At 66.7% G+C, this 19,065-nt stretch carries 15 protein-coding genes; 13 read left to right on the top strand and 2 right to left on the bottom strand.

Features of this window, described 5'->3' with window-relative positions:
- The first annotated feature begins 177 nt into the window (after positions 1–177).
- On the top strand, positions 178–1,947 hold the full coding sequence (locus tag SSKA14_RS14665) for an oleate hydratase (protein ID WP_008267431.1): 1,770 nt from the start codon (positions 178–180) through the stop codon (positions 1,945–1,947).
- Positions 1,948–1,995: 48 nt separating this feature from the next.
- Here the strand turns inward: SSKA14_RS14665 and SSKA14_RS14660 are convergent, their stop codons facing one another.
- On the bottom strand, positions 1,996–2,835 hold the full coding sequence (locus SSKA14_RS14660; protein WP_008267604.1) for an oxidoreductase: 840 nt from the start codon (positions 2,833–2,835) through the stop codon (positions 1,996–1,998).
- A 102-nt stretch (positions 2,836–2,937) separates the two neighbouring features.
- Between SSKA14_RS14660 and SSKA14_RS14655 the strand changes: the two genes are divergently transcribed.
- The 4 genes from SSKA14_RS14655 to SSKA14_RS14640 all read left to right on the top strand — a co-directional run bounded on the left by SSKA14_RS14655 (position 2,938) and on the right by SSKA14_RS14640 (position 8,186).
- Positions 2,938–3,888 (top strand): AraC family transcriptional regulator, encoded by a 951-nt coding sequence (locus SSKA14_RS14655; RefSeq protein WP_232281402.1) that lies wholly within the window; start codon positions 2,938–2,940, stop codon positions 3,886–3,888.
- 104 nt (positions 3,889–3,992) lie between these two features.
- The gene (locus tag SSKA14_RS14650) at positions 3,993–4,580 is read left to right on the top strand and encodes a TetR/AcrR family transcriptional regulator (protein WP_008265334.1); all 588 of its coding nucleotides are present in this window, start codon (positions 3,993–3,995) and stop codon (positions 4,578–4,580) included.
- A gap of 93 nt (positions 4,581–4,673) precedes the next feature.
- Entirely contained in the window at positions 4,674–5,177 is a 504-nt protein-coding gene (locus SSKA14_RS14645) for a hypothetical protein (RefSeq protein WP_008267584.1), read from the top strand.
- Between the two features lie 108 nt (positions 5,178–5,285).
- Entirely contained in the window at positions 5,286–8,186 is a 2,901-nt protein-coding gene (locus SSKA14_RS14640) for a PAS domain S-box protein (protein ID WP_050413382.1), read from the top strand.
- 5 nt (positions 8,187–8,191) lie between these two features.
- On the opposite strand, the gene SSKA14_RS14635 is transcribed toward SSKA14_RS14640, so the two are convergent.
- Positions 8,192–9,193, bottom strand: a complete 1,002-nt coding sequence (locus SSKA14_RS14635) for a helix-turn-helix domain-containing protein (RefSeq protein ID WP_008265330.1) — start codon at positions 9,191–9,193, stop codon at positions 8,192–8,194.
- A gap of 223 nt (positions 9,194–9,416) precedes the next feature.
- Between SSKA14_RS14635 and SSKA14_RS14630 the strand changes: the two genes are divergently transcribed.
- The 8 genes from SSKA14_RS14630 to SSKA14_RS24300 all read left to right on the top strand — a co-directional run bounded on the left by SSKA14_RS14630 (position 9,417) and on the right by SSKA14_RS24300 (position 19,050).
- The gene (locus SSKA14_RS14630) at positions 9,417–11,993 is read left to right on the top strand and encodes a TonB-dependent receptor (RefSeq protein WP_008267325.1); all 2,577 of its coding nucleotides are present in this window, start codon (positions 9,417–9,419) and stop codon (positions 11,991–11,993) included.
- Positions 11,994–12,080: 87 nt separating this feature from the next.
- Entirely contained in the window at positions 12,081–12,662 is a 582-nt protein-coding gene (gene msuE, locus SSKA14_RS14625; protein WP_008267273.1) for an FMN reductase, read from the top strand.
- A 156-nt stretch (positions 12,663–12,818) separates the two neighbouring features.
- Positions 12,819–13,181, top strand: a complete 363-nt coding sequence (locus SSKA14_RS14620) for a DUF3088 family protein (RefSeq protein WP_008268044.1) — start codon at positions 12,819–12,821, stop codon at positions 13,179–13,181.
- Between the two features lie 14 nt (positions 13,182–13,195).
- Positions 13,196–14,173 carry an MsnO8 family LLM class oxidoreductase gene (locus SSKA14_RS14615; protein ID WP_008268197.1) on the top strand — a complete coding sequence of 326 codons (978 nt, stop codon included), beginning with the start codon at positions 13,196–13,198 and terminating at the stop codon, positions 14,171–14,173.
- Between the two features lie 18 nt (positions 14,174–14,191).
- Positions 14,192–15,535 carry an LLM class flavin-dependent oxidoreductase gene (locus SSKA14_RS14610; protein WP_008267756.1) on the top strand — a complete coding sequence of 448 codons (1,344 nt, stop codon included), beginning with the start codon at positions 14,192–14,194 and terminating at the stop codon, positions 15,533–15,535.
- Between the two features lie 4 nt (positions 15,536–15,539).
- Entirely contained in the window at positions 15,540–16,760 is a 1,221-nt protein-coding gene (locus tag SSKA14_RS14605) for a M20 aminoacylase family protein (RefSeq protein WP_040007909.1), read from the top strand.
- On the top strand, positions 16,757–17,308 hold the full coding sequence (locus tag SSKA14_RS14600) for a GNAT family N-acetyltransferase (protein WP_008265912.1): 552 nt from the start codon (positions 16,757–16,759) through the stop codon (positions 17,306–17,308). Before SSKA14_RS14605 ends, SSKA14_RS14600 begins: the two co-directional genes overlap by 4 nt.
- On the top strand, positions 17,305–19,050 hold the full coding sequence (locus tag SSKA14_RS24300) for an amino acid ABC transporter permease/ATP-binding protein (RefSeq protein WP_008267173.1): 1,746 nt from the start codon (positions 17,305–17,307) through the stop codon (positions 19,048–19,050). The genes SSKA14_RS14600 and SSKA14_RS24300 overlap by 4 nt, the downstream gene beginning before the upstream one ends.
- The last annotated feature ends 15 nt before the right edge of the window (positions 19,051–19,065 follow it).

Below are 19,065 nucleotides of genomic sequence, written 5' to 3'. Positions count from 1 at the left end.
GGGGTGGACTATAGGCAGGCAAATGCCTGCATGTCAACCGCGGTTGCAGACAGGGTTTGCCAGGCATGGCCTGGCACTGCTGCGGCATTTGGTCGCAAGCGCTCGCAACTATTCCTAAGCGGTGCTGACGCATGGGGCGTTTACAGTGGGGTTACCCCCTCCAGGAAGGAGCAGTGCATGTACTACAGCAGTGGCAACTACGAAGCCTTCGCGCGCCCGCGCAAGCCGGCGGGTGTTGATGGCAAGCGCGCGTGGTTCGTCGGTTCGGGGCTGGCGTCGCTGGCCGGTGCGGCGTTCCTGATACGCGACGGACGCATGGCCGGTGAGCGCATCACCATTCTTGAGCAGCAGCAGATTGCCGGCGGCGCGCTGGACGGCCTGAAGGTGCCGGAGAAGGGTTTCGTGATCCGCGGCGGCCGCGAGATGGAAGACCACTTCGAGTGCCTGTGGGACCTGTTCCGCTCGATTCCGTCGCTGGAGATCGACGATGCCAGCGTGCTGGACGAGTTCTACTGGTTGAACAAGGATGACCCGAACTATTCGCTGCAGCGGGCCACGATCAATCGAGGCGAGGATGCACATACCGATGGCCTGTTCACCCTGAGTGAGCAGGCGCAGAAGGACGTCATCGCGCTGTTCCTGGCCACCCGGCAGGAGATGGAGAACAAGCGCATCGACGAGGTGCTGGGCCGCGATTTCCTGGACAGCAACTTCTGGCTGTACTGGCGCACCATGTTTGCGTTCGAGGAGTGGCACTCGGCGCTGGAGATGAAGCTGTACCTGCATCGTTTCATCCACCACATCGGCGGCCTGCCGGATTTCTCGGCGCTGAAGTTCACCAAGTACAACCAGTACGAATCGCTGGTGCTGCCGCTGGTGAAGTGGCTGCAGGAGCGTGGCGTGGTGTTCCAGTACGGCACCGAAGTGACCGACGTCGATTTCGATCTGCAGGCCGGCCGCAAGCAGGCCACGCGCATCCATTGGACCCGCGACGGTGTAGCCGGTGGTGTCGATCTGGGCGCGGATGACCTGGTGTTCATGACCATTGGTTCGCTGACCGAGAATTCGGACAACGGCGATCACCACACGGCGGCGCGCTTGAATGAAGGCCCGGCACCGGCGTGGGACCTGTGGCGGCGCATCGCCGCGAAGGATGCGGCGTTCGGGCGCCCGGATGTGTTCGGTGCGCATATTCCCGAGACCAAGTGGGAATCGGCAACGGTGACCACGCTGGATGCGCGCATTCCCGCCTACATCCAGAAGATCGCCAAGCGCGACCCGTTCAGTGGCAGGGTGGTGACTGGCGGCATCGTGAGCGTGCGCGACTCGCGCTGGTTGATGAGCTGGACGGTGAACCGGCAGCCGCACTTCAAGAACCAGCCCAAGGACCAGATCGTGGTGTGGGTGTATTCGCTGTTCGTGGATACGCCCGGTGACTACGTGAAGAAGCCGATGCAGGACTGCACCGGCGAGGAGATCACCCGCGAGTGGCTGTACCACCTGGGCGTGCCGCTGGACGAGATCGACGAACTTGCTGCGACCGGTGCGAAGACGGTGCCGGTGATGATGCCGTACGTCACCGCGTTCTTCATGCCACGCCAGGCCGGTGACCGTCCGGACGTGGTGCCGGAGGGGGCAGTGAACTTCGCCTTCATCGGTCAGTTCGCCGAGTCGAGGCAGCGCGACTGCATCTTCACCACCGAGTATTCGGTGCGCACGCCGATGGAAGCGGTGTACACGCTGCTGGGCATCGAGCGCGGCGTGCCGGAGGTGTTCAATTCCACCTATGACGTGCGTTCGCTGCTGGCCGCAACCGGCCGCCTGCGCGATGGCAAGGAGCTGGACATTCCCGGGCCGGCCTTCCTGCGCAACCTGCTGATGAACAAGCTGGACAAGACGCAGATTGGTGGCCTGCTGCGCGAGTTCAAGCTGGTGCAGGAGGACTGAGCCGGCGGGAGGGAGGCAGCCGGTGAGCGCATCGGCTGCCTCCGCACCTCACGCGATGCCGTCGGTGGAGCGGCTCAGCTGTTCCCAGGCATCGAGGGTGCTGGCCATCGATGCCAGCTTCGCGCGCACCAGCTGCAACGCGTCGCTGCCCAGCAGCAGGTGGCTGGGCGGCGCGTCGCTGTTGATGATCTGCAGCATGGCCTGCGCGGCCTTCACCGGGTCGCCCAGCTGATGGCCACTCTTCGCCTCGCGCGCGCTGCGGATGGGATCGAACAGTGCGTCGTAGTCTTCAATGCTGCGCGGTGCCCGTGCCATCGAGCGCCCGGCCCAATCGGTGCGGAAGGAGCCCGGTGCAACGGCGGTGACGTGGATGCCGAACGCTGCCACTTCCTTGCCCAGCACTTCGCTGATGCCTTCCAGCGCGAACTTGCTGCCGCAATACCAGGCGATGCCGGGCAGGGTGATGAAGCCGCCCATGGAGGTGATGTTGAGGATGTGGCCACGGCGGCGCGCGCGCATATGCGGCAGCACCGCCTTGATCAACGCGGCCGGGCCGAACACGTTCACTTCGAACTGATGGCGCAGCTCGGCCAGCGTGGATTCTTCGAGGATGCCTTCGTGGCCATAACCGGCATTGTTGACCAGCACGTCGATGGCGCCGACGTATGCTTCGATGTTGGCCACAAGGCTATCGATGGCTTCGGCATTGGTCACGTCCAGCAGGCGGCCGAAGGCGCGGCCGGGAGCCAGCGCTTCGAATGCCACGCGCGCTTCGTCGTTGCGCACGGTACCGACCACGCGGTGACCGGCCTGCAGGGCCTGCTGGGCCAGGGCGCGGCCGAAACCACTGCTGACGCCGGTGATGAGGATGAGGCGGGAGGAGGTCATGGCGATCAGGCTCGTTGGGGGAGGGCTTGCACGTTAGTGCTTGAACCTGCGGCTACCCAGGCCTAGGATTCGTCCATTCTTGCCTATTCCTCTGGAGTACTCGTGCCTGTCGTCGATTCCCAGCAAGGGCAGATGCAGGCACGCATGGTCGGCCTGCTGCAGACCCTGGCGGTGGAAGAGGGCTATACGCTCACGCCGCTGCCCGGGGTCCGCCTGCTGCGCTCGAACCGGCCGCTGGCGCGCACGCCGGTGCTGTATGACCCGGGCATCGTGATCGTCTGCCAGGGCGTGAAGCGCGGCTATCTGGGCGGGCAGGTGTACCAGTACGACGCGCAGCACTACCTGGCGGTGTCGGTGCCGGTGCCGTTCACGATGGAAACCGAGGCTTCGGAACAGGCGCCGCTGCTGGCGATCTATCTGCACCTGGACCTGCAGCTGGCGGCGAACCTGCTGATCGAACTGGGCGAGCAGGCCGGTGCAGGGCACGTACCTGCGCAGAGCATGATGTCCAGCCCGATGCAGGCGCCGATGCAGGCCACGGTGCTGCGCCTGCTGGAAGCGTTGGCCGATCCGCTGGAGGCCTCGGTGCTCGGGCCGGCGCTGGTGCGTGAGCTGTACTTCCGTGTGCTGACCGGCGCACAGGGCGCTGCAATGCGCGAGGCGTTGGCCATGCGCGGGCGCTTCGGCAGCATCGGCAAGGCGCTGCGCACCATTCATGCGGCGTATGCCACGGCGCTGGATGTGGGCCAGCTGGCGGCCGAGGCGGGCATGAGCGTGGCGACCTTCCATGACCACTTCCGCGCGGTTACCGGTACGTCGCCGATGCAGTACGTAAAGTCGACCCGGCTGCATCAGGCCCGTTTGCTGATGCTTCGGCAGCGCATGACGGCCGAGGCCGCGTCGCTGGCGGTGGGCTACGCCAGCCCGTCGCAGTTCAACCGCGAGTTCAAGCGCCTGTTCGCGCTGCCGCCGGCAGCCGAAGTGGCACGCATGCGCCGCAGTTTTGCCGTGCCGCCGGGGCCGGCAGAGGCGTTGTATGTGTCTTCGCATTGAGGGGCTCGGAACAGGACCGGCCTGGTTTCCTGGGATGCCGGCCGGCGGCCGGCACTACCGGTAGGGTATTGACTGCCGGTCTACCTACTAGTAGGTTTATCCCTATGAAAGAGTCGCTCTCGCCCAAGGCCCTGGAGATCCTGGCCCACGCCCGTTCGCTGCTGGAGGCCGGCGGCTACAACGGTTTCAGCTATGCCGACGTGTCGGCGCGGGTCAACATCAGCAAGGCCAGCATCCACCACCATTTCCCCAGCAAGGCGGACCTGGTGCGCACGGTGGTCGAGCTGTACCGGGCCGAAGCCCGTGAGGGCCTGGCGCTGCTGGACCGGCAGCTGGATGACCCGCTGCAGGAGCTCAATGCCTATGTGGACTACTGGTCGGCCTGCATCGCCGGCGGCACGTCCTCGTTCTGCATCTGCGCGATGCTGGCGGCCGAGTCGCCGATGATTCCTGCGGAGATTGCCGAGGAAGTGCGCGGCCATTTCGAGGACCTGAGCGGCTGGCTGGCGCTGACCCTGCAGAAGGGCGCGGCAACGGGGCAGCTGCACCTGCAGGGCTCCGCGGCCGATGAGGCCAAGGCATTCATGTCGGCGGTGCATGGCGCGATGCTGGCCGCGCGCGGTTTCGGTGATGCCGGCACGTTTGCCACGCTGGCGCGGCTGGCCATTGCGCGGGTGAGCACCGCCCGCTGAACCCGATTGTTGAGGCCTGCGAGGTTCGCAGGCCTTTGTTTTGATCTCTAGACCTACCTACTAGTAGGTTTATTCAACTCAGAGGAGTTCCCCATGACGCACGCGCTCTCCACCCTCGGGCTGATCCACACCGCCGTGAGCCTGGTTCCGGTGCTTGCCGGTCTGTACGGCTTCATCCGACACCGCGCCATCGACCCGGCCACGCGCTCGGGCAAGGCCTATCTGGTGGGCCTGGTGCTGTCGGTGGCGACCTCGTTCACCGTGTCCAGCACCGGCGGGCTGAATCCGGGCCACGCCTTCGGCGTGATCGTGCTGCTGGCCGCGTTCGGCGGTGTGCTGGCCGGGCGGCTGCAGTTCCTCGGCCGCGCGCGGCCGTACCTGTCGACCTTCGGGCTGTCTTTCAGCTTCCTGCTGTCGCTGGTGCCGGGCGTGAACGAAACGCTGACCCGGGTACCGCTGTCGCACCCGATCGCCGCCGCACCGCTGGCGCCGGTGATCCTGCAGACGCTGCTGGGGTGTGCCGTGGTGTTCGTGCTGGGGTTTGCCGCGCAATGCGTTCGGATCTGGCGGCAACGGGCGCGTGTTGCGATGTCTTGACGCTTTCGGGTGGGTGGATCGCGTAGATTGATGAGGCCAGTCTCACTTCCTGCAGCGGCTTGAATGCCGCTGGGGCGCTGCGACCCCCGCCCCCCGTCAGGATCTGAAGTGCAACCGAGTCGATCTGTTTTCCCCCGTGCGACGGGGGCTGCTGCCGAGCGCGTCCGTAACCATGACTGGTCGGCGACTGCGCTCGGCCCATCGGACCGCTGGCCGGCGTCGCTGCGGTGCGCGGTTGAACTGATGCTCAACTCGCCCGAGAGCATGTACCTGGTCTGGGGCCCGGAGCTGGTGTTCCTGTTCAATGATGCCTATGCGCCGATCCTGGGGCCGCGCCTGCCGCAGGCGATGGGTGCACCGCTTCGCAGCCTGTGGGCGGATGCCTGGCCTGCCGTGCGCGAGCCGATCGAGCGCGCGTTCGCCGGGCAGGGGTCGCGTTTCGAGAACGTGCCGGTGGCGATGAACCGCTACGGGCAACCGGAAGACACATGGTGGACGTTCTCGTTCTCGGCCCTGCACGGCGACGACGAGCAGGTGGCGGGTGCCTTCTGCGTGACCAAGGAAGTGACCGGCATGATCGTGGCCCAGCAGAAGCTGGCCCGCGAGAATGAGCGGTTGATCGCGCTGTTCGAGAAGTCGCCGATGTTCATGGCCTTCCTGACCGGCCCCGAGCACCGCATTGCGCTGGTCAACCCGGGCTATGAGCAACTGATCGGCCACCGCCAAGTGCTCGGCCGGCCGTTGGTCGAAGCCCTGCCCGAAGCGGTGGACCAGGGCTACGTGGATCTGCTGGATGAGGTGTACCGCACCGGCGAGCCGTATATCGGGCGCAAGGTGGCCTACGACAGCGGGGTGCCGCAGCCCGGGTTTGGCCCACGGCACATCGTCGATGTGGTGTTCCAGCCGTGCAAGGACGAAGCCGGGCAGGTCAACGGCATCTTCGTGCAGGGCCTGGATCTGACGCCGCAGGTTGCGCTGGAACAGCATCTTTCGCTGACCGAGGCACGCCACCGGCAGATCATGGACAGCGCCCGCGACTACGCCATGATCGCCACCGACATGGACGGTCTGATCACGCTGTGGAACCGCGGCGCGGAAGAGACGCTGGGCTGGCACGAAAGCGAGGTGTTGGGCCAGCACGCCGGGCTGCTGTATCTGCAGGACGATCTGCAGGCGAACCGTTTCCAGCAGAACATGCAGCATGCGCGGTTGCACGGCGGGCTGAGTGGCGAACGCTGGCTGCGCCGCCGCGATGGCGGGCGTTTCTGGGCACAGGGCTCGATGACGCTGCTGCGCGGTGGGGAAGGCGAGGCGGTGGGATTCGTGGTGGTGTTCCGCGATCGCACCTCCGAACGCACTGCCGCCGATGCATTGGCACAGAGCGAGCGGCGCCTGGCGGCGCTGGTCTCGGCGGCAACCCAGTCGCTGTATTCCATCTCTGCCGATTGGCAGCAGATGAGCCTGATCTACCGGCAAGGCGATGCGGCAGAGCTGCGCGATGCGCAAGGTTCCTGGCGAGAGCAGCTGATTCACCCGGGCGACCGCCTGGCCGTGGATGCGGCCATCGACGAGGCGCTGCAGGCCACGTCCGCACTGGAAGTGGAACACCGCACGCTGCTGCCGGACGCCTCGGTGCGCTGGGTGCAGCTACGCGCGGTGCCCCTGCTGGATGACCATGGGCGGGTGAAGGAGTGGTTCGGCGCGGCCTCGGACATCACCGACCGGCGCATTGCCCAGCAGCGCCTGCAGCAGTTGACGTTGACGCTGGAAGAACGGGTGCAGTCCAGGACGGCCGAACTGATGGCGATGGAAGAGCGGCTTCGGCAGGGCCAGAAGATGGAGTCGCTGGGGCAGCTGACCGGCGGCATCGCGCACGACTTCAACAACATGCTGACCGCGGTATCGATGGGGTTGGAACTGCTGGAAATGCGCGTGGAGCAGGGCCGTGTGGATGGGCTTGAGCGCTATCTGGAGATGGCGCGCTCCGGTGCCGACCGTGCCGCTGCGCTGACCCAGCGCCTGCTGGCGTTTTCCCGGCGGCAGACGCTGGCGCCGTCATCGGTGCGCGTTGCCGCATTGGTGAGCGGCATGCTGGATATCCTGAACCGTTCCATCGGCCCTTCGATCAACATCGAAACCCGTTTCGAGGATTTCGAGGACGCGGTACGGGTCGATGCACCGCAGCTGGAAAACGCGTTGCTGAACCTGTGCATCAACGCGCGTGATGCCATGCCGGGCGGCGGCACGATCATCATTTCCAGCAGCACCGAAGCGCTGGCAGGAACGCGCAGCGAACGGTTGGGACTGCCGGCCGGTGACTACGTGCGCCTGTCCGTGCGCGATACCGGTACGGGCATGGATGCCAGCGTGCTGGAAAAAGTCTTCGAGCCGTTCTTCACCACCAAGCCGATCGGGCAGGGAACCGGGCTGGGCCTGTCGATGATCTACGGTTTCACCCGCCAGTCCGGCGGCCAGGTGGACGTGGAATCGGCACCGGGGGCGGGCACGACCATGCATCTGTACCTGCCGAAATCCGATCCGGCGCAGGCGGTCGATGTCGCCCTGCCGACTGCCATGCCACTGAAACCGGCCTCGGCCAGCCGATCGGTGCTGCTGGTGGAAGACGAGGATGCAGTTCGTGGGCTGGTGCGCGATGTGCTTTCCGGACTGGGCCACGCGGTAACCGAGGCGGCCAATGGCAGTGAGGCGCTGGCGTTGTTGGACAGTGGGCAGCACTTTGATCTGCTGGTGACGGATGTGGGCCTGACCGGCACGTTGAATGGCCGGCAGGTTGCCGATGCCGGACGACAGCGACGCCGCGACCTGCCCGTGCTGTTCATCACCGGCTATGCCGCGAGTGCTGCGGTGGGCGGCGAGCATCTGGAGCCGGGCATGGAGATCCTGACCAAACCGTTCAAGGCCGTGGAGCTGGAACGACGGGTCGATCAGCTGTTGTCCCGGTCGGCCACGGAATGGAATGTTGCCGCGCAGGATCTGCCCGCCGCGTAACGGGGTCAGCAGCCCACCAGGCGATCCGCAGCGATGCCGCTGCGATGCTGGCTGCGGTACTCGGTGGGGCTGGCATCGACCTGGCTGCGGAAGTGGCGCCGGAAGGATTCCTGCGAACCGAACCCGGCGTGCTCGGCGATCCACTGCAATGGCCGGTCGGTGGTCTCCAGCAGCTCGCGGGCGAAGGCCACGCGCTCGCGGATCAACCAGTCGATGGGTGACAGGCCGGTGGCGTCCAGGAACTGGCGTTGCAGCGTGCGCTGGCTGAGCGCGGCCTGCTCGGCGAGGCTGCCGAGCGAGTGCGGCTCGCGCAGGTTGCGGCGCATCCATTCCATCAGCTTCGCCAGGCGGCTGGGCTCGCCATTGGGAATGGCGCGGCTGACGCGCTGGCTACGCCCGGCATCGCGCCACGGCGCCAGCACCAGCCGTTCGGCCACCAGGTTGGCCACGCGCGCGCCGTAATCCTTGCGCACCATGTGCAGCATCATGTCCATGCCGGTGGCCGAGCCGGCCGACGTAATGATGCTGCCGGCATCCACGTACAGCACATCCTCGCGCACGTCGATGCGGGGGAAGTCGCGTGCAAGCGCTTCGGTGAGGCGCCAGTGGGTGGTGGCCTGGCGGCCATCGAGCAGCCCGGCCCAGGCCAGCACGAACGCACCGGAGCAGATCGAGGCGATGCGCGCGCCGCGTGCGTGGGCGCGGATCAGCGCATCGAGCAGTGCCTGTGGCGGGCGCTCGCTGGGTTCGCGCCAGCCGGGAATGACGATGATGTCGGCGTCATCGACGCTGTCGAGATCGTAGGGCAGCTGCACCTGGGAGTTGCCGAGCATGCGCAGTGCGCCGGGTTCGCCCGCGCACAGTTGGGTGCGGTACCAGGCCACGCCCAGTTCCGGCCGTACCGGTGCGAGCAGGCCGACCGCGCAGCCGAACTCGAACAGCCCCTGGCCGTGGCAGGCGACGATGGCGACCAGTGGCGCGTTGGGATCGGCGGGCAGGGTGGGCATGGCTTGATGCTACGGGTGCAGATGCGTGGCGATGCGTGGTGTGCGGGCATGAGGTGATGCCTGTGGGGCATGTAGCGCTGAAGACCGCGTTGCCGCCTAACGTCATGACCAGCGGTCATGTGGGTGGCCGGATGTTACGGCTGGGTGACGCGATCACGCCTGTCGTGGCGGGTGAACACGCTCTTGAATGGAAGTGTGTTTCCGGCCCACCCCACGAGCCCCCATGCCTGCCGCCCACACCCCCGTACTGAGCACGCTTGCTGTCCTGATCGCCGCGGCCCTGGCGGTCTCGCCCAGCCATGCCGCTGAAGCCGATGCCGAACCCGCCACCACCGCAGCGGCCGCCAACGTGGCCGCGTCCACGCTGGACGCAGTGGTGGTGACCGGTTCGCGTACCAGCACGCGCACGGTGAAAAACAGCTCCACGCCGATCGATGTGATCTCCGCCGAAGACCTCACCGCCACCGGCCAGGGCAACCTGCTGGAAGCGTTGCAGCGGGCGCTGCCGTCGCTGAGCCAGATCGGTGGCTACCAGAGCGATCAGGAGAGCCTGATCCGCGGCTACCAGCTGCGCAATCTGTCGCCGGGCTACACGCTGGTGCTGGTGAACGGCAAGCGCCGCAATGCCAGCGCCTATGTGAGCGGGGCCAACGGCGGTGGCTTTCCCGGGCATGCCTGGGCCGATCTGGCGTTGATTCCGGTATCGGCCATCGACCATGTCGAAGTGCTGCGCGATGGCGCCTCGGCGATCTATGGCTCGGATGCGATCACCGGTGTGGTCAACGTGATCCTGAAATCGCAGGCACACGGTGGCGATCTGTCGGTGGAAAGCGGGCAGAGTATCGATGGTGATGGCTCGCGTACCAGCGTGCGTGCCAATGTCGGCCTGCCGTGGGGCGCCGATGGCTTCGTCAACCTGTCCGGCGAGAGCACGCGCCAGCATCATGCAATCCGTACCCGCCGTTACATCGATGGCTACCTGAGCTACCCGGCGGTAGACGCGAACGGCAACCTGGTGGCGTTGCGCCCCAACAACCGGCTGCCGGCGGGAGCCTCGCCGAACCCGGCCGAGGCGGGCCGCAATGCCGAGGCCAACACCATCCTCAGTTCGCCGTCGTATGCGTTGAAGGCGTTCGCGGTTAATGTGGGCCATGGCCTGGGCGAGCACGCGCAGTTCTATGCCAACGCGACCGCCAGCGACCGCACCGCGCAGGCGATCCAGAATTTCCGCCTGCCCGCGACCATCTTCACCACGTACAAGGCACCGGGCGTGCTGAGCGTGTTTCCGGACGGCTTCCTGCCGGTGCTGGAAACCAAGGAGAAGCAGTACACCGGTACGGCCGGCGTGAAAGGCCAGCTCGCGGGCTGGGACTACGACGCCAGCCTGACCGGCAACCGCAGCACCGTGCGCACCTACACGCGCAACTCGGTGAACTACTCACTGCCGTACCCGGGCTCGCCCACCGATTTCTATGACGGCAAGCTGGACTACCAGCAAGGCATCGCCAACCTGGATCTGCGCCGCGGCTTCGAAGTGGCGGCGTTCGCATCGCCGCTGGAAGTGAGCGCGGGCGCCGAGTACCAGCACGAGCAGTACGAGCGTGGGGCTGGGCAGTGGGAGTCGTATACCGGCTTCGGTGCCGCCGCGTTCGTCGGCTACTCCACTGCGGATGCGGTGAAGGCCACGCGCAACAGCAAGGCGGTGTATGTGGGCGCGGCGACCAACATCACTTCGCGCTGGTACCTGGATGCGGCCGCGCGCTGGGAAGACCATTCGGATTTCGGCAGTGTCTCGACCGGGCGCCTGACCACGCGCTTTGATTTCACCGAGGCACTGGGCCTGCGCGCGACGGTCAGCAACGGCTTCCATGCCCCCAGCCTGGGCGCGCAGTTCTACCAGGCCACCGGCAGCTGCCCGTGCGGGACCACGCTGGTGGCGCAGGTGTCCTCGCCGGCGGCTATCGCGCTGGGCGCAACGCCGCTGAAGCCGGAGAAGGCCACCAACTACAGCCTGGGCGTGACCTGGGACCCGAGCCCGGCCTTCCACCTTGCGGTGGATGCGTACCAGATCGACATCCGCGGGCAGCTGGGCCAGTCCAGCCAGATCGGCTACAACGCGCAGGACCCGGCGCGGGTGACCGACAACAGCGGCACGGTGCTGAGCGCGGCGCAGAAGAACACCATCGATGCGCTGCTGGGTTCGGCCGGCATCAGCATCCTGCCCGGTGATGCGTTCTACGCCAGCTACTTCACCAACGTGGGCAATACCCGTACACGCGGCGTCGAGCTGACCCTGGAAGCCAACCAGGAAACCGCCTGGGGCAAGCTGCGCTGGAGCTACGCAGCCAACATCGGCCGTACCACCATCCAGAAAGTGAGCGACATTCCGGCGGCGCTGCAGGGCCTGCCGAACATCAACCTGCTGACCAGGACCAGCGAGTACGCACTGCGCTTCCGCACGCCCAGCTACACGCAGGTGGCAGGGCTGGGCTGGCAGAACGGGCGTTGGCGCTCGAACGTGGACTTTACCTACTACGGCCCGATCAAGCGCCTGAACAACGGCGTGGAGTACAAGCAGCCGCCCGTGCTGGTGACCAGCCTGTCCGGTGGCGTGGAGCTGGGTGCGGGCTGGAGTGCGGCACTGGGCATCAACAATGTGTTCGACAAGCGCACCCGCAAGGTGCCCGAGTACGCGCGCAGTGCCACCGATGTGGCCAGCATCGAGACCACATGGGATAGCGGCGATGTGCTGGGTAATGTTGGCGCGTATTGGTACGGGCGGGTCAATTACCGGTTCTGAGGTTCAGGCCAACGGCAGTCGAGCATGGCTCGACTCTACACAGGCGAAAGCAGCCGGGCATGGCTCGGCTCTACATGGGAGCGTTTCATGTCTTCTGCATTGAAGGTGGTTGCATTGGTCGGGTCGCCGACCAGTTCCGCGACGTCGCGTACGTTGCTGCTGGTGCGGCACCTGCTGGAATCGCTGCAGCAGCGGGTGCACGCCAACGTGGACCTGGTGGAGCTGGCGCCGATCGCGCGTTCGCTGGGCCAGGCGCTGTCGCGCGCCGAGGCGCAGCCGGAAGTGGAACAGGCACTGCAGGCGATCGAGGGCGCCGAACTGCTGGTGGTGGCCGCGCCGGTGTATCGCGGCTCGTATCCCGGCTTGTTCAAGCACCTGGTGGATTTCATCGAACTGGAGGCATTGGTGGATACGCCGGTGCTGCTGGCGGCGACCGGGGGCAGCGAGCGCCATGCGCTGGTGATCGATCACCAGCTGCGGCCGTTGTTCAGTTTCCTGCAGGCGCACACGCTGCCGATCGGGGTGTATGCCACGCCGGCCGACTTCGACGGCGAGCGCATCCACAGCGCTGCCCTGCAGGCCCGGATCGCGCTGGCGGCCGAGCGTGCGGTCGGGCATCTGGCCGCGCAGGCTCGGGTGCTGCCGGTGCCGCTTCGGCGCATTGCCTGACGCCATAACCGGCGGCGCTTTGCTTATGGCCAAGGCGCATCTGCATGGCCGGATCTGACCGCCGATTGTCGCCTGGCATCGCTGTTGCCGGCGCTGGCTTCTCTAGCATCGAAATCGAATCGGCATTGCATTGCCGGCCCTGATGAGGACGACTCCGTGAGTCTGCACGCAACCGACAAACCCATCCTGTTCCTGCTCGACCGTGAGTTCGAGGACGGCCAGCTTCCCGGGCAGCGCTTCTTCTGCCGGCACAGCCTGTTGCTGGAAGGTGCGCTGTCGAGCATCGACGGCCTGGACGCGCAATTGGATGTGCGCCGTATCGGCTTTGCGCGGCCGCGCCGCGAGGTGATCGCCGAGATCGGTGAACAGGATCAGTCGTTGCCGAAGCTGGTACTGCCGCAGGGCGTACGCAGTGAGCTTGCCAGCGGTGCGCACCAGGATCGCCAGTACATCTCCGGTGCCGAACCGATCCTGGCCGCGCTGAACGGGTTGCTTGGCATTCCCGTGGCCCACCCCTGAGCGAGGACGCGACGATGAGCTACCTGATCAGCGTGTTGGACAAGAGTCCGGTGGCCGAAGGTGCGCCGCCCGAGCAGGCGCTGCGCCACAGCCTGCAGCTGGCGCAGCGCGCCGAGCAGCTGGGGTACCACCGCTACTGGTTTGCAGAGCACCATGCCGCACCGACGCTGGCCAGCCCTGCGCCGGAGGTGTTGGCGGCGTGGGTACTGGCGCAGACCCGGCGCATCCGCATCGGCAGTGGCGGCGTAATGCTGCGCCACTACGCGCCCTACAAAGTAGCTGAGAACTTCAACCTGTTGGCGGCGCTGGCGCCGGGGCGTGTGGATCTGGGTGTGGGCAAGGCGCCCGGTGGGTTGCCGGCCTCGACTGCCGCACTGGCCGCAGGGCGACCGGCCTTCGCCGATTTCGACCAGCAGCTGCGCGATCTGGAAGGTTATCTGTCTGGCGCCGAGGGTGAGGCACTGGCCCGGCCCCTTCCGCAGCAGGCACCGGAACGCTTCCTGCTGGGGGCCAGCCCGCAGAGCGCGAAGCAGGCGGCCGAGCTCGGTTGGCGCTTTGTCTACGCCGCGCACTTCGATGGTGATCCCAGGCATATCGAGGCCGCGTTCGACGCCTACCGCAGCGTGTCGACGCAGCCTCCACTGCTGGCCACGGTGGCCTTTGCCGCGCCGTCTGCCGAAGCCGCGGCGCGCCATATCGGTGCGCTGCGTGTCTACAAGCTGCACCTTGGCCCCGGGCAGACGGTGAACCTGCCCAGCGCCGAGGCCGCTGCCGAGTATGCACGCCAGGTAGGCGTGGCCGACTTCCGCATCGAAGAAACACGCCCGAGCGTGCTGTCCGGCGATGCGCAGCACGTGCGAGACGAACTGGATGCGCTGCATCGGCGATTCGGCGTGGGCGAGTTCATCCTCGACGCGCCGGTGGCCGACCTCGACGCACGCCTGACATCCCTTGAACTGCTGTCGCCCGCGCCACGCGCGGCGGTGGCCTGACCTGCAGGAGCGATTCCCATGAGCACGACCCCGCGCCACATTCCGTTCGGCATCATGCTGCAGGGCCCCGGCAGCCACATGCATGCCTGGAAGCATCCGTCCAACCCGGCCGATGCCAGCGTCAACCTGCAGTTCTACATCGACATCGCACGTACCGCCGAGAACAACGGCATCGCCTTCGGCTTCGTCGCCGATGGCCTGTACATCAACGAGAAGTCGATTCCGCACTTCCTCAACCGCTTCGAGCCGATCTCGCTGCTGTCGGCGCTGGCCACGGCAACGAAGAAGATAGGTCTGGCGGGCACGCTGTCGACCTCGTACAGCGATCCGTTCACCGTGGCGCGCCAGTTCGCTTCGCTGGACCTCCTCAGCGGCGGTCGCGCCGGCTGGAACGTGGTGACCTCGCCGCTGGAAGGTTCGGGGCGCAACTACGGCCGCCCGCACCCCGAACATGCACTGCGCTACCAGATTGCCGACGAGTACCTCGAGGTGGTGCAGGGGCTGTGGGATTCGTGGGATGACGGTGCCTTCGTGCGAGAGCGCGACACTGGCACGTTCTTCGCGCCGGAGACATTCCGCCGCCTCGACCACAAGGGGCGCTTCTTCCAGGTGGAGGGGCCGCTCAACATCCAGCGTTCGCCGCAGGGCCAGCCGGTGATTTTCCAGGCCGGTTCGTCCGATGACGGCATCGCGCTGGCCGGCAAGTATGCCGATGCGGTGTTCACTCATTCGCCGTCGCTGGAAGAAACCCGTGCATTCACCCAGAAGGTGAAGAATTCGGCGATCGCGCACGGCCGCAGCGGCAATGACGTGAAGATCTTCCCGGGCATCGGCCCAATCGTCGGCCGTACTGCCGAGGAGGCCGAAGCCAAGTACCAGGCGATTGCCGCGCTGGCCACGCTTGAGGACGCGCTGGCCTATCTCGGCCGCTTCTTCGATCACCATGATTTCAGCCAGTACGACCCGGACGCGCCGTTCCCGGAGCTGGGCGGGATCGGCAGCAATTCGTTCCGTTCCACTACTGATCGCATCAAGCAGGATGCGCGCGAGAAGGGCCTGAGCCTGCGCCAGGTGGCCTTGGAAGCCGTGAGCCCGCGGCCAAACTTCATCGGCACGCCGGAGCATGTGGCTGATGAACTGATCCGCTGGTTCGATGCCGGTGCCAGCGATGGCTTCATCCTTGGCTTCGCTGCACAGCGCGAAGGCCTGGACGATTTCGTGACCCAGGTGCTGCCGATCCTGCAGGCGCGCGGCTATCACCAGCGCGAGTTGGAGGGGCAGACCCTGCGTGAACATCTGGGCCTGCCATACAAGACCAGCCGCCATGCGACCGACGCCGAACCGGCGCGGAAGGCGGGGTAGGGCGATGAGCGGAGAAACCGCGGCAGTGCCGGACCAGGTCCGGCGGACACCCACGTCGAGCGGTGTGCTGCCTGAAATCGCGGCACGCGCCGACGCAGCCATCGCGATCCGCCACGACCTGCACCGGCACCCGGAGCTGGCCTTCGAGGAACACCGCACCAGTGCCCGCGTAGCCGAGCTGCTGCAGCAGTGGGGCTACGAAGTCACCACCGGTCTGGGCGGCACCGGCGTGGTCGGCACGCTGCAGCGCGGGCAGGGCAGCCGCCGCCTCGGCCTGCGCGCCGACATCGATGCACTACCGATCCACGAGGATTCCGGACTGGCCTATGCCAGCCAGACCGACGGCCTGATGCATGCCTGTGGCCACGATGGCCACACCGCCATCCTGCTGTCGGCCGCGCATTACCTGGCTCACCATGGCCGTATCGACGGCACCCTGCAGCTGGTGTTCCAGCCGGCCGAGGAAACCGGCTCGGGCGCGTCGAAGATGATTGCCGACGGCCTGTTCGAGCGTTTCCCGGTGGATGCAATCTATGGGCTGCACAATTGGCCGGGCGTACCCGTGGGCCACTTCGGCTTCGTCGATGGTCCGGCGATGGCGTCGGTGGACTGGGCGCGACTGAAGGTGATCGGCAAGGGCGGCCATGGTGCCGAGCCGCAGGGCAGCGTCGATCCGATCCTGGTAGCGGCGCACATCATCACCGCGCTGCAGAGCGTGGTGTCGCGCAATGTCGATCCGCGGCAGATGGGCGTGGTCACGGTCGGCTCGATCCATGGCGGGCAGGCCGCCAATGTGATTCCGGACGTGGTCGAACTGACCTTGACCGTACGCGCCTATCTGCCCGAGGTGCGCGACACCCTGCGCCGTCGGACCATCGCGATTGCCGAGCAGACCGCCGCCGCCTTCGGTGCGCGGGCCGAGATTGCGTTCCCGCGTGGTTTCCCCAGCGTGATCAACCATCCGCAGCAGACCGCCTATATCCGTGGCGTGGCGGAAGCGGGCTTCGGCGCCGAACAGGTGGTTACTGGCTTCGCACCGCGCACGGCCAGCGAGGACTTCGCCTTCCTGCTGCAGGCACGACCCGGCAGTTTCGTGTTCGTCGGCAACGGCGACAGCGCACCGCTGCACAGCCCGCGCTATGTGTTCAACGACGCCGCCATCGCGCCGGCCGCCAGCCTGTGGGCGCGGTTGGCCGAAGACTATCTGGTGAAGGACGTGGCATGAGCAGCAACGAACGCTTCTTCTATACCTCGGTGGATGATCCGCTGGCGCGGCCGCTGTTCGATGGCCTGGAGCAGGAGTACGACAGCCGCTATGCGGATGTGCGCCGACGCATCGGCGGCAGTGCCCGCGAGGAGCTGCAGCGCTACCCCGCGCAGGCATTCGCCGCACCGGTAGGCGCGTTCGTGCTGTTGCTGCGCGATGGTGTGGCGATCTCCGGCGGCGCCTTCATGCCGCACCGCGATCCGGAGACCGCCGAATTCAAGCGGATCTGGACGCTGCCGGGGCTGCGTCGGCAGGGGATCGCGCGGCGCGTGTTGCAGGAACTCGAAGGGCAGGCCGCGCGTCAGGGCTATCGGCGGGTGTTTCTGACCACCGGCTTCCGCCAGCCCGAAGCGGTCGGCCTGTACCTCAGCCATGGCTACACCGCGCTGTTCGATCAGCAGGCCGACCCGGAAACCATCGCGCATCTGCCGTTCGAGAAGTACTTGATCGTATCGGCGCCCGTCATCGCGCCTGCGCAAGCCCAGCTGCATGGAGCCCACGCATGAGCACGCCTTCGACCGCGCTGGATGGCATTGCCGCACACCCGGCGCCAGCACCCGCGTTGAAGATCGTGCCGGCCCGGCATCCACTGCAGGTGGTCGGAACCCTTCTGGCGTTGGCGCTGATCCTGATCGGGCTGCAATCGGTGCTGGGCAATCCACGCTGGGGCTGGGGCGCGTTCGCCGAGTGGTTCTTCGCGCGCCCGGTGCTGGAAGGCCTGGGCCGCACGCTGCTGCTGACCGCATTGGGTACTGGCCTTGGTTTCGCGCTGGGTACCTTGCTGGCGTTGGCCCGCGTCTCCGGTTCGCCGCTGCTGTCGGCGGTGTCGTGGGGCTATGTGTGGCTGTTCCGCTCGATTCCGCTGCTGGTTCTGTTGCTGCTGTTGAACAACCTGGGCTACCTGTACAGCACCATCGAACTGGGCGTGCCGTTCACCGGCATCAGCCTGTTCTCGTACCCGACCACCCAGCTGATTGGTGTGTTCACGGCGGCGGTGCTGGGCCTCACATTGAACCAGGCCGCCTTCTCAGCCGAAGTGATCCGCGGTGGCATCCTGTCGGTCGACCATGGCCAGTACGAGGCGGCAGCCGCGCTTGGCCTGCCGCGTGGCCGCCAGGTGCGCCGCATCATCCTGCCGCAGGCAATGCGCTCGATCCTGCCGGCAGCATTCAACGATGTGATCGGCCTGGCCAAGAGCACCTCGGTGGTCTACGTACTGGCGCTGCCAGAGCTGTTCTACACCGTGCAGGTGATCTACCGCCGCAACCTGGAGGTGGTGCCGCTGCTGATGGTGGCCACGGTCTGGTACCTGGTGATCCTGACCGTGCTGTCGCTGCTGCAGCGACGGGTGGAGCAGCGTTTCGCGCGCGGCCAGCTGCAGCGCGAGCGCTCGGTATCGCGGGTATCGTCGCCGAGGCGCGCCACAGGTGAGGCTGCACCGCGTGTGGTCAACCGCCCGCGCATCGCCGCGCAGGTCGAGGTGGGCGAGGGCGCGGCGGTGTCGCTGCATGGCGTCGGCAAGGTATTCGGCGGCCAGCCGGTGCTGGAGGATGTGCACCTGGACCTGCGCGCCGGCAGCGTGACCGTGCTGATTGGGCCGTCCGGCGCCGGCAAGTCCACGCTGCTGCGGCTGATCAACCACCTGGAACGCGCCGACAGCGGCTACGTGACCGTCGGCGGCCAGCTGATCGGCTACCGCCGTGACGGTGACACCCTGTACGAGCTGCCGGAGCGCGAGATCCGCCGCCGCCGCGCCGAGGTGGGCATGGTGTTCCAGGGCTTCAATCTGTTCCCGCACCTGACCGCGCTGGAGAACATCATCGAGGCGCCCATTGCCGTACGCGGCGTATCGCGTGCCGAGGCCGAACAGCAGGCGCGCACGCTGCTGGAGCGGGTGGGCCTGGCCGACAAGGCCGATGCCTTCCCGCGCCAACTGTCGGGCGGTCAGCAGCAACGCGTGGCGATTGCCCGCGCGCTGGCCCTGCAACCGAAGGTGCTGCTGTTCGACGAGCCGACCTCGGCGCTGGACCCGGAACTGGTGGCCGAAGTACTCAGCGTGATCGAGGAACTGGCCCGCTCCGGCACCACGCTGGTGATCGTCACCCATGAGTTGAGCTTCGCCCGTCGCGTGGCCGACCACGTGGTGATGATGGACCAGGGGCGGGTGATCGAGCAGGGCACGCCCGAGGCCCTGTTCCAGCGCCCGCGCCAGCAACGCACCGCCGATTTCCTGGCCAAGACTCCGTAACCCTGAAAGGAACGC

It is taken from the genome of Stenotrophomonas sp. SKA14 (genome assembly GCF_000158575.1).
Classification (GTDB): Bacteria; Pseudomonadota; Gammaproteobacteria; order Xanthomonadales; family Xanthomonadaceae; genus Stenotrophomonas; species Stenotrophomonas forensis.
Note: the sequence above shows the minus strand (reverse complement) of the source record. Positions and strands in the feature narration are given on the sequence as shown.

Bases quoted from the DNA above. Each gene is read 5' to 3' on its own strand.
- SSKA14_RS14665 (WP_008267431.1), top strand. From the start codon at position 178: ATGTACTACAGCAGTGGCAACTACGAAGCCTTCGCGCGCCCGCGCAAG.
- SSKA14_RS14660 (WP_008267604.1), bottom strand. From the start codon at position 2,835: ATGACCTCCTCCCGCCTCATCCTCATCACCGGCGTCAGCAGTGGTTTC.
- SSKA14_RS14650 (WP_008265334.1), top strand. From the start codon at position 3,993: ATGAAAGAGTCGCTCTCGCCCAAGGCCCTGGAGATCCTGGCCCACGCC.
- SSKA14_RS14645 (WP_008267584.1), top strand. From the start codon at position 4,674: ATGACGCACGCGCTCTCCACCCTCGGGCTGATCCACACCGCCGTGAGC.
- SSKA14_RS14635 (WP_008265330.1), bottom strand. From the start codon at position 9,193: ATGCCCACCCTGCCCGCCGATCCCAACGCGCCACTGGTCGCCATCGTC.
- SSKA14_RS14630 (WP_008267325.1), top strand. From the start codon at position 9,417: ATGCCTGCCGCCCACACCCCCGTACTGAGCACGCTTGCTGTCCTGATC.
- msuE (WP_008267273.1), top strand. From the start codon at position 12,081: ATGTCTTCTGCATTGAAGGTGGTTGCATTGGTCGGGTCGCCGACCAGT.
- SSKA14_RS14615 (WP_008268197.1), top strand. From the start codon at position 13,196: ATGAGCTACCTGATCAGCGTGTTGGACAAGAGTCCGGTGGCCGAAGGT.
- SSKA14_RS14610 (WP_008267756.1), top strand. From the start codon at position 14,192: ATGAGCACGACCCCGCGCCACATTCCGTTCGGCATCATGCTGCAGGGC.
- SSKA14_RS14605 (WP_040007909.1), top strand. From the start codon at position 15,540: ATGAGCGGAGAAACCGCGGCAGTGCCGGACCAGGTCCGGCGGACACCC.
- SSKA14_RS14600 (WP_008265912.1), top strand. From the start codon at position 16,757: ATGAGCAGCAACGAACGCTTCTTCTATACCTCGGTGGATGATCCGCTG.
- SSKA14_RS24300 (WP_008267173.1), top strand. From the start codon at position 17,305: ATGAGCACGCCTTCGACCGCGCTGGATGGCATTGCCGCACACCCGGCG.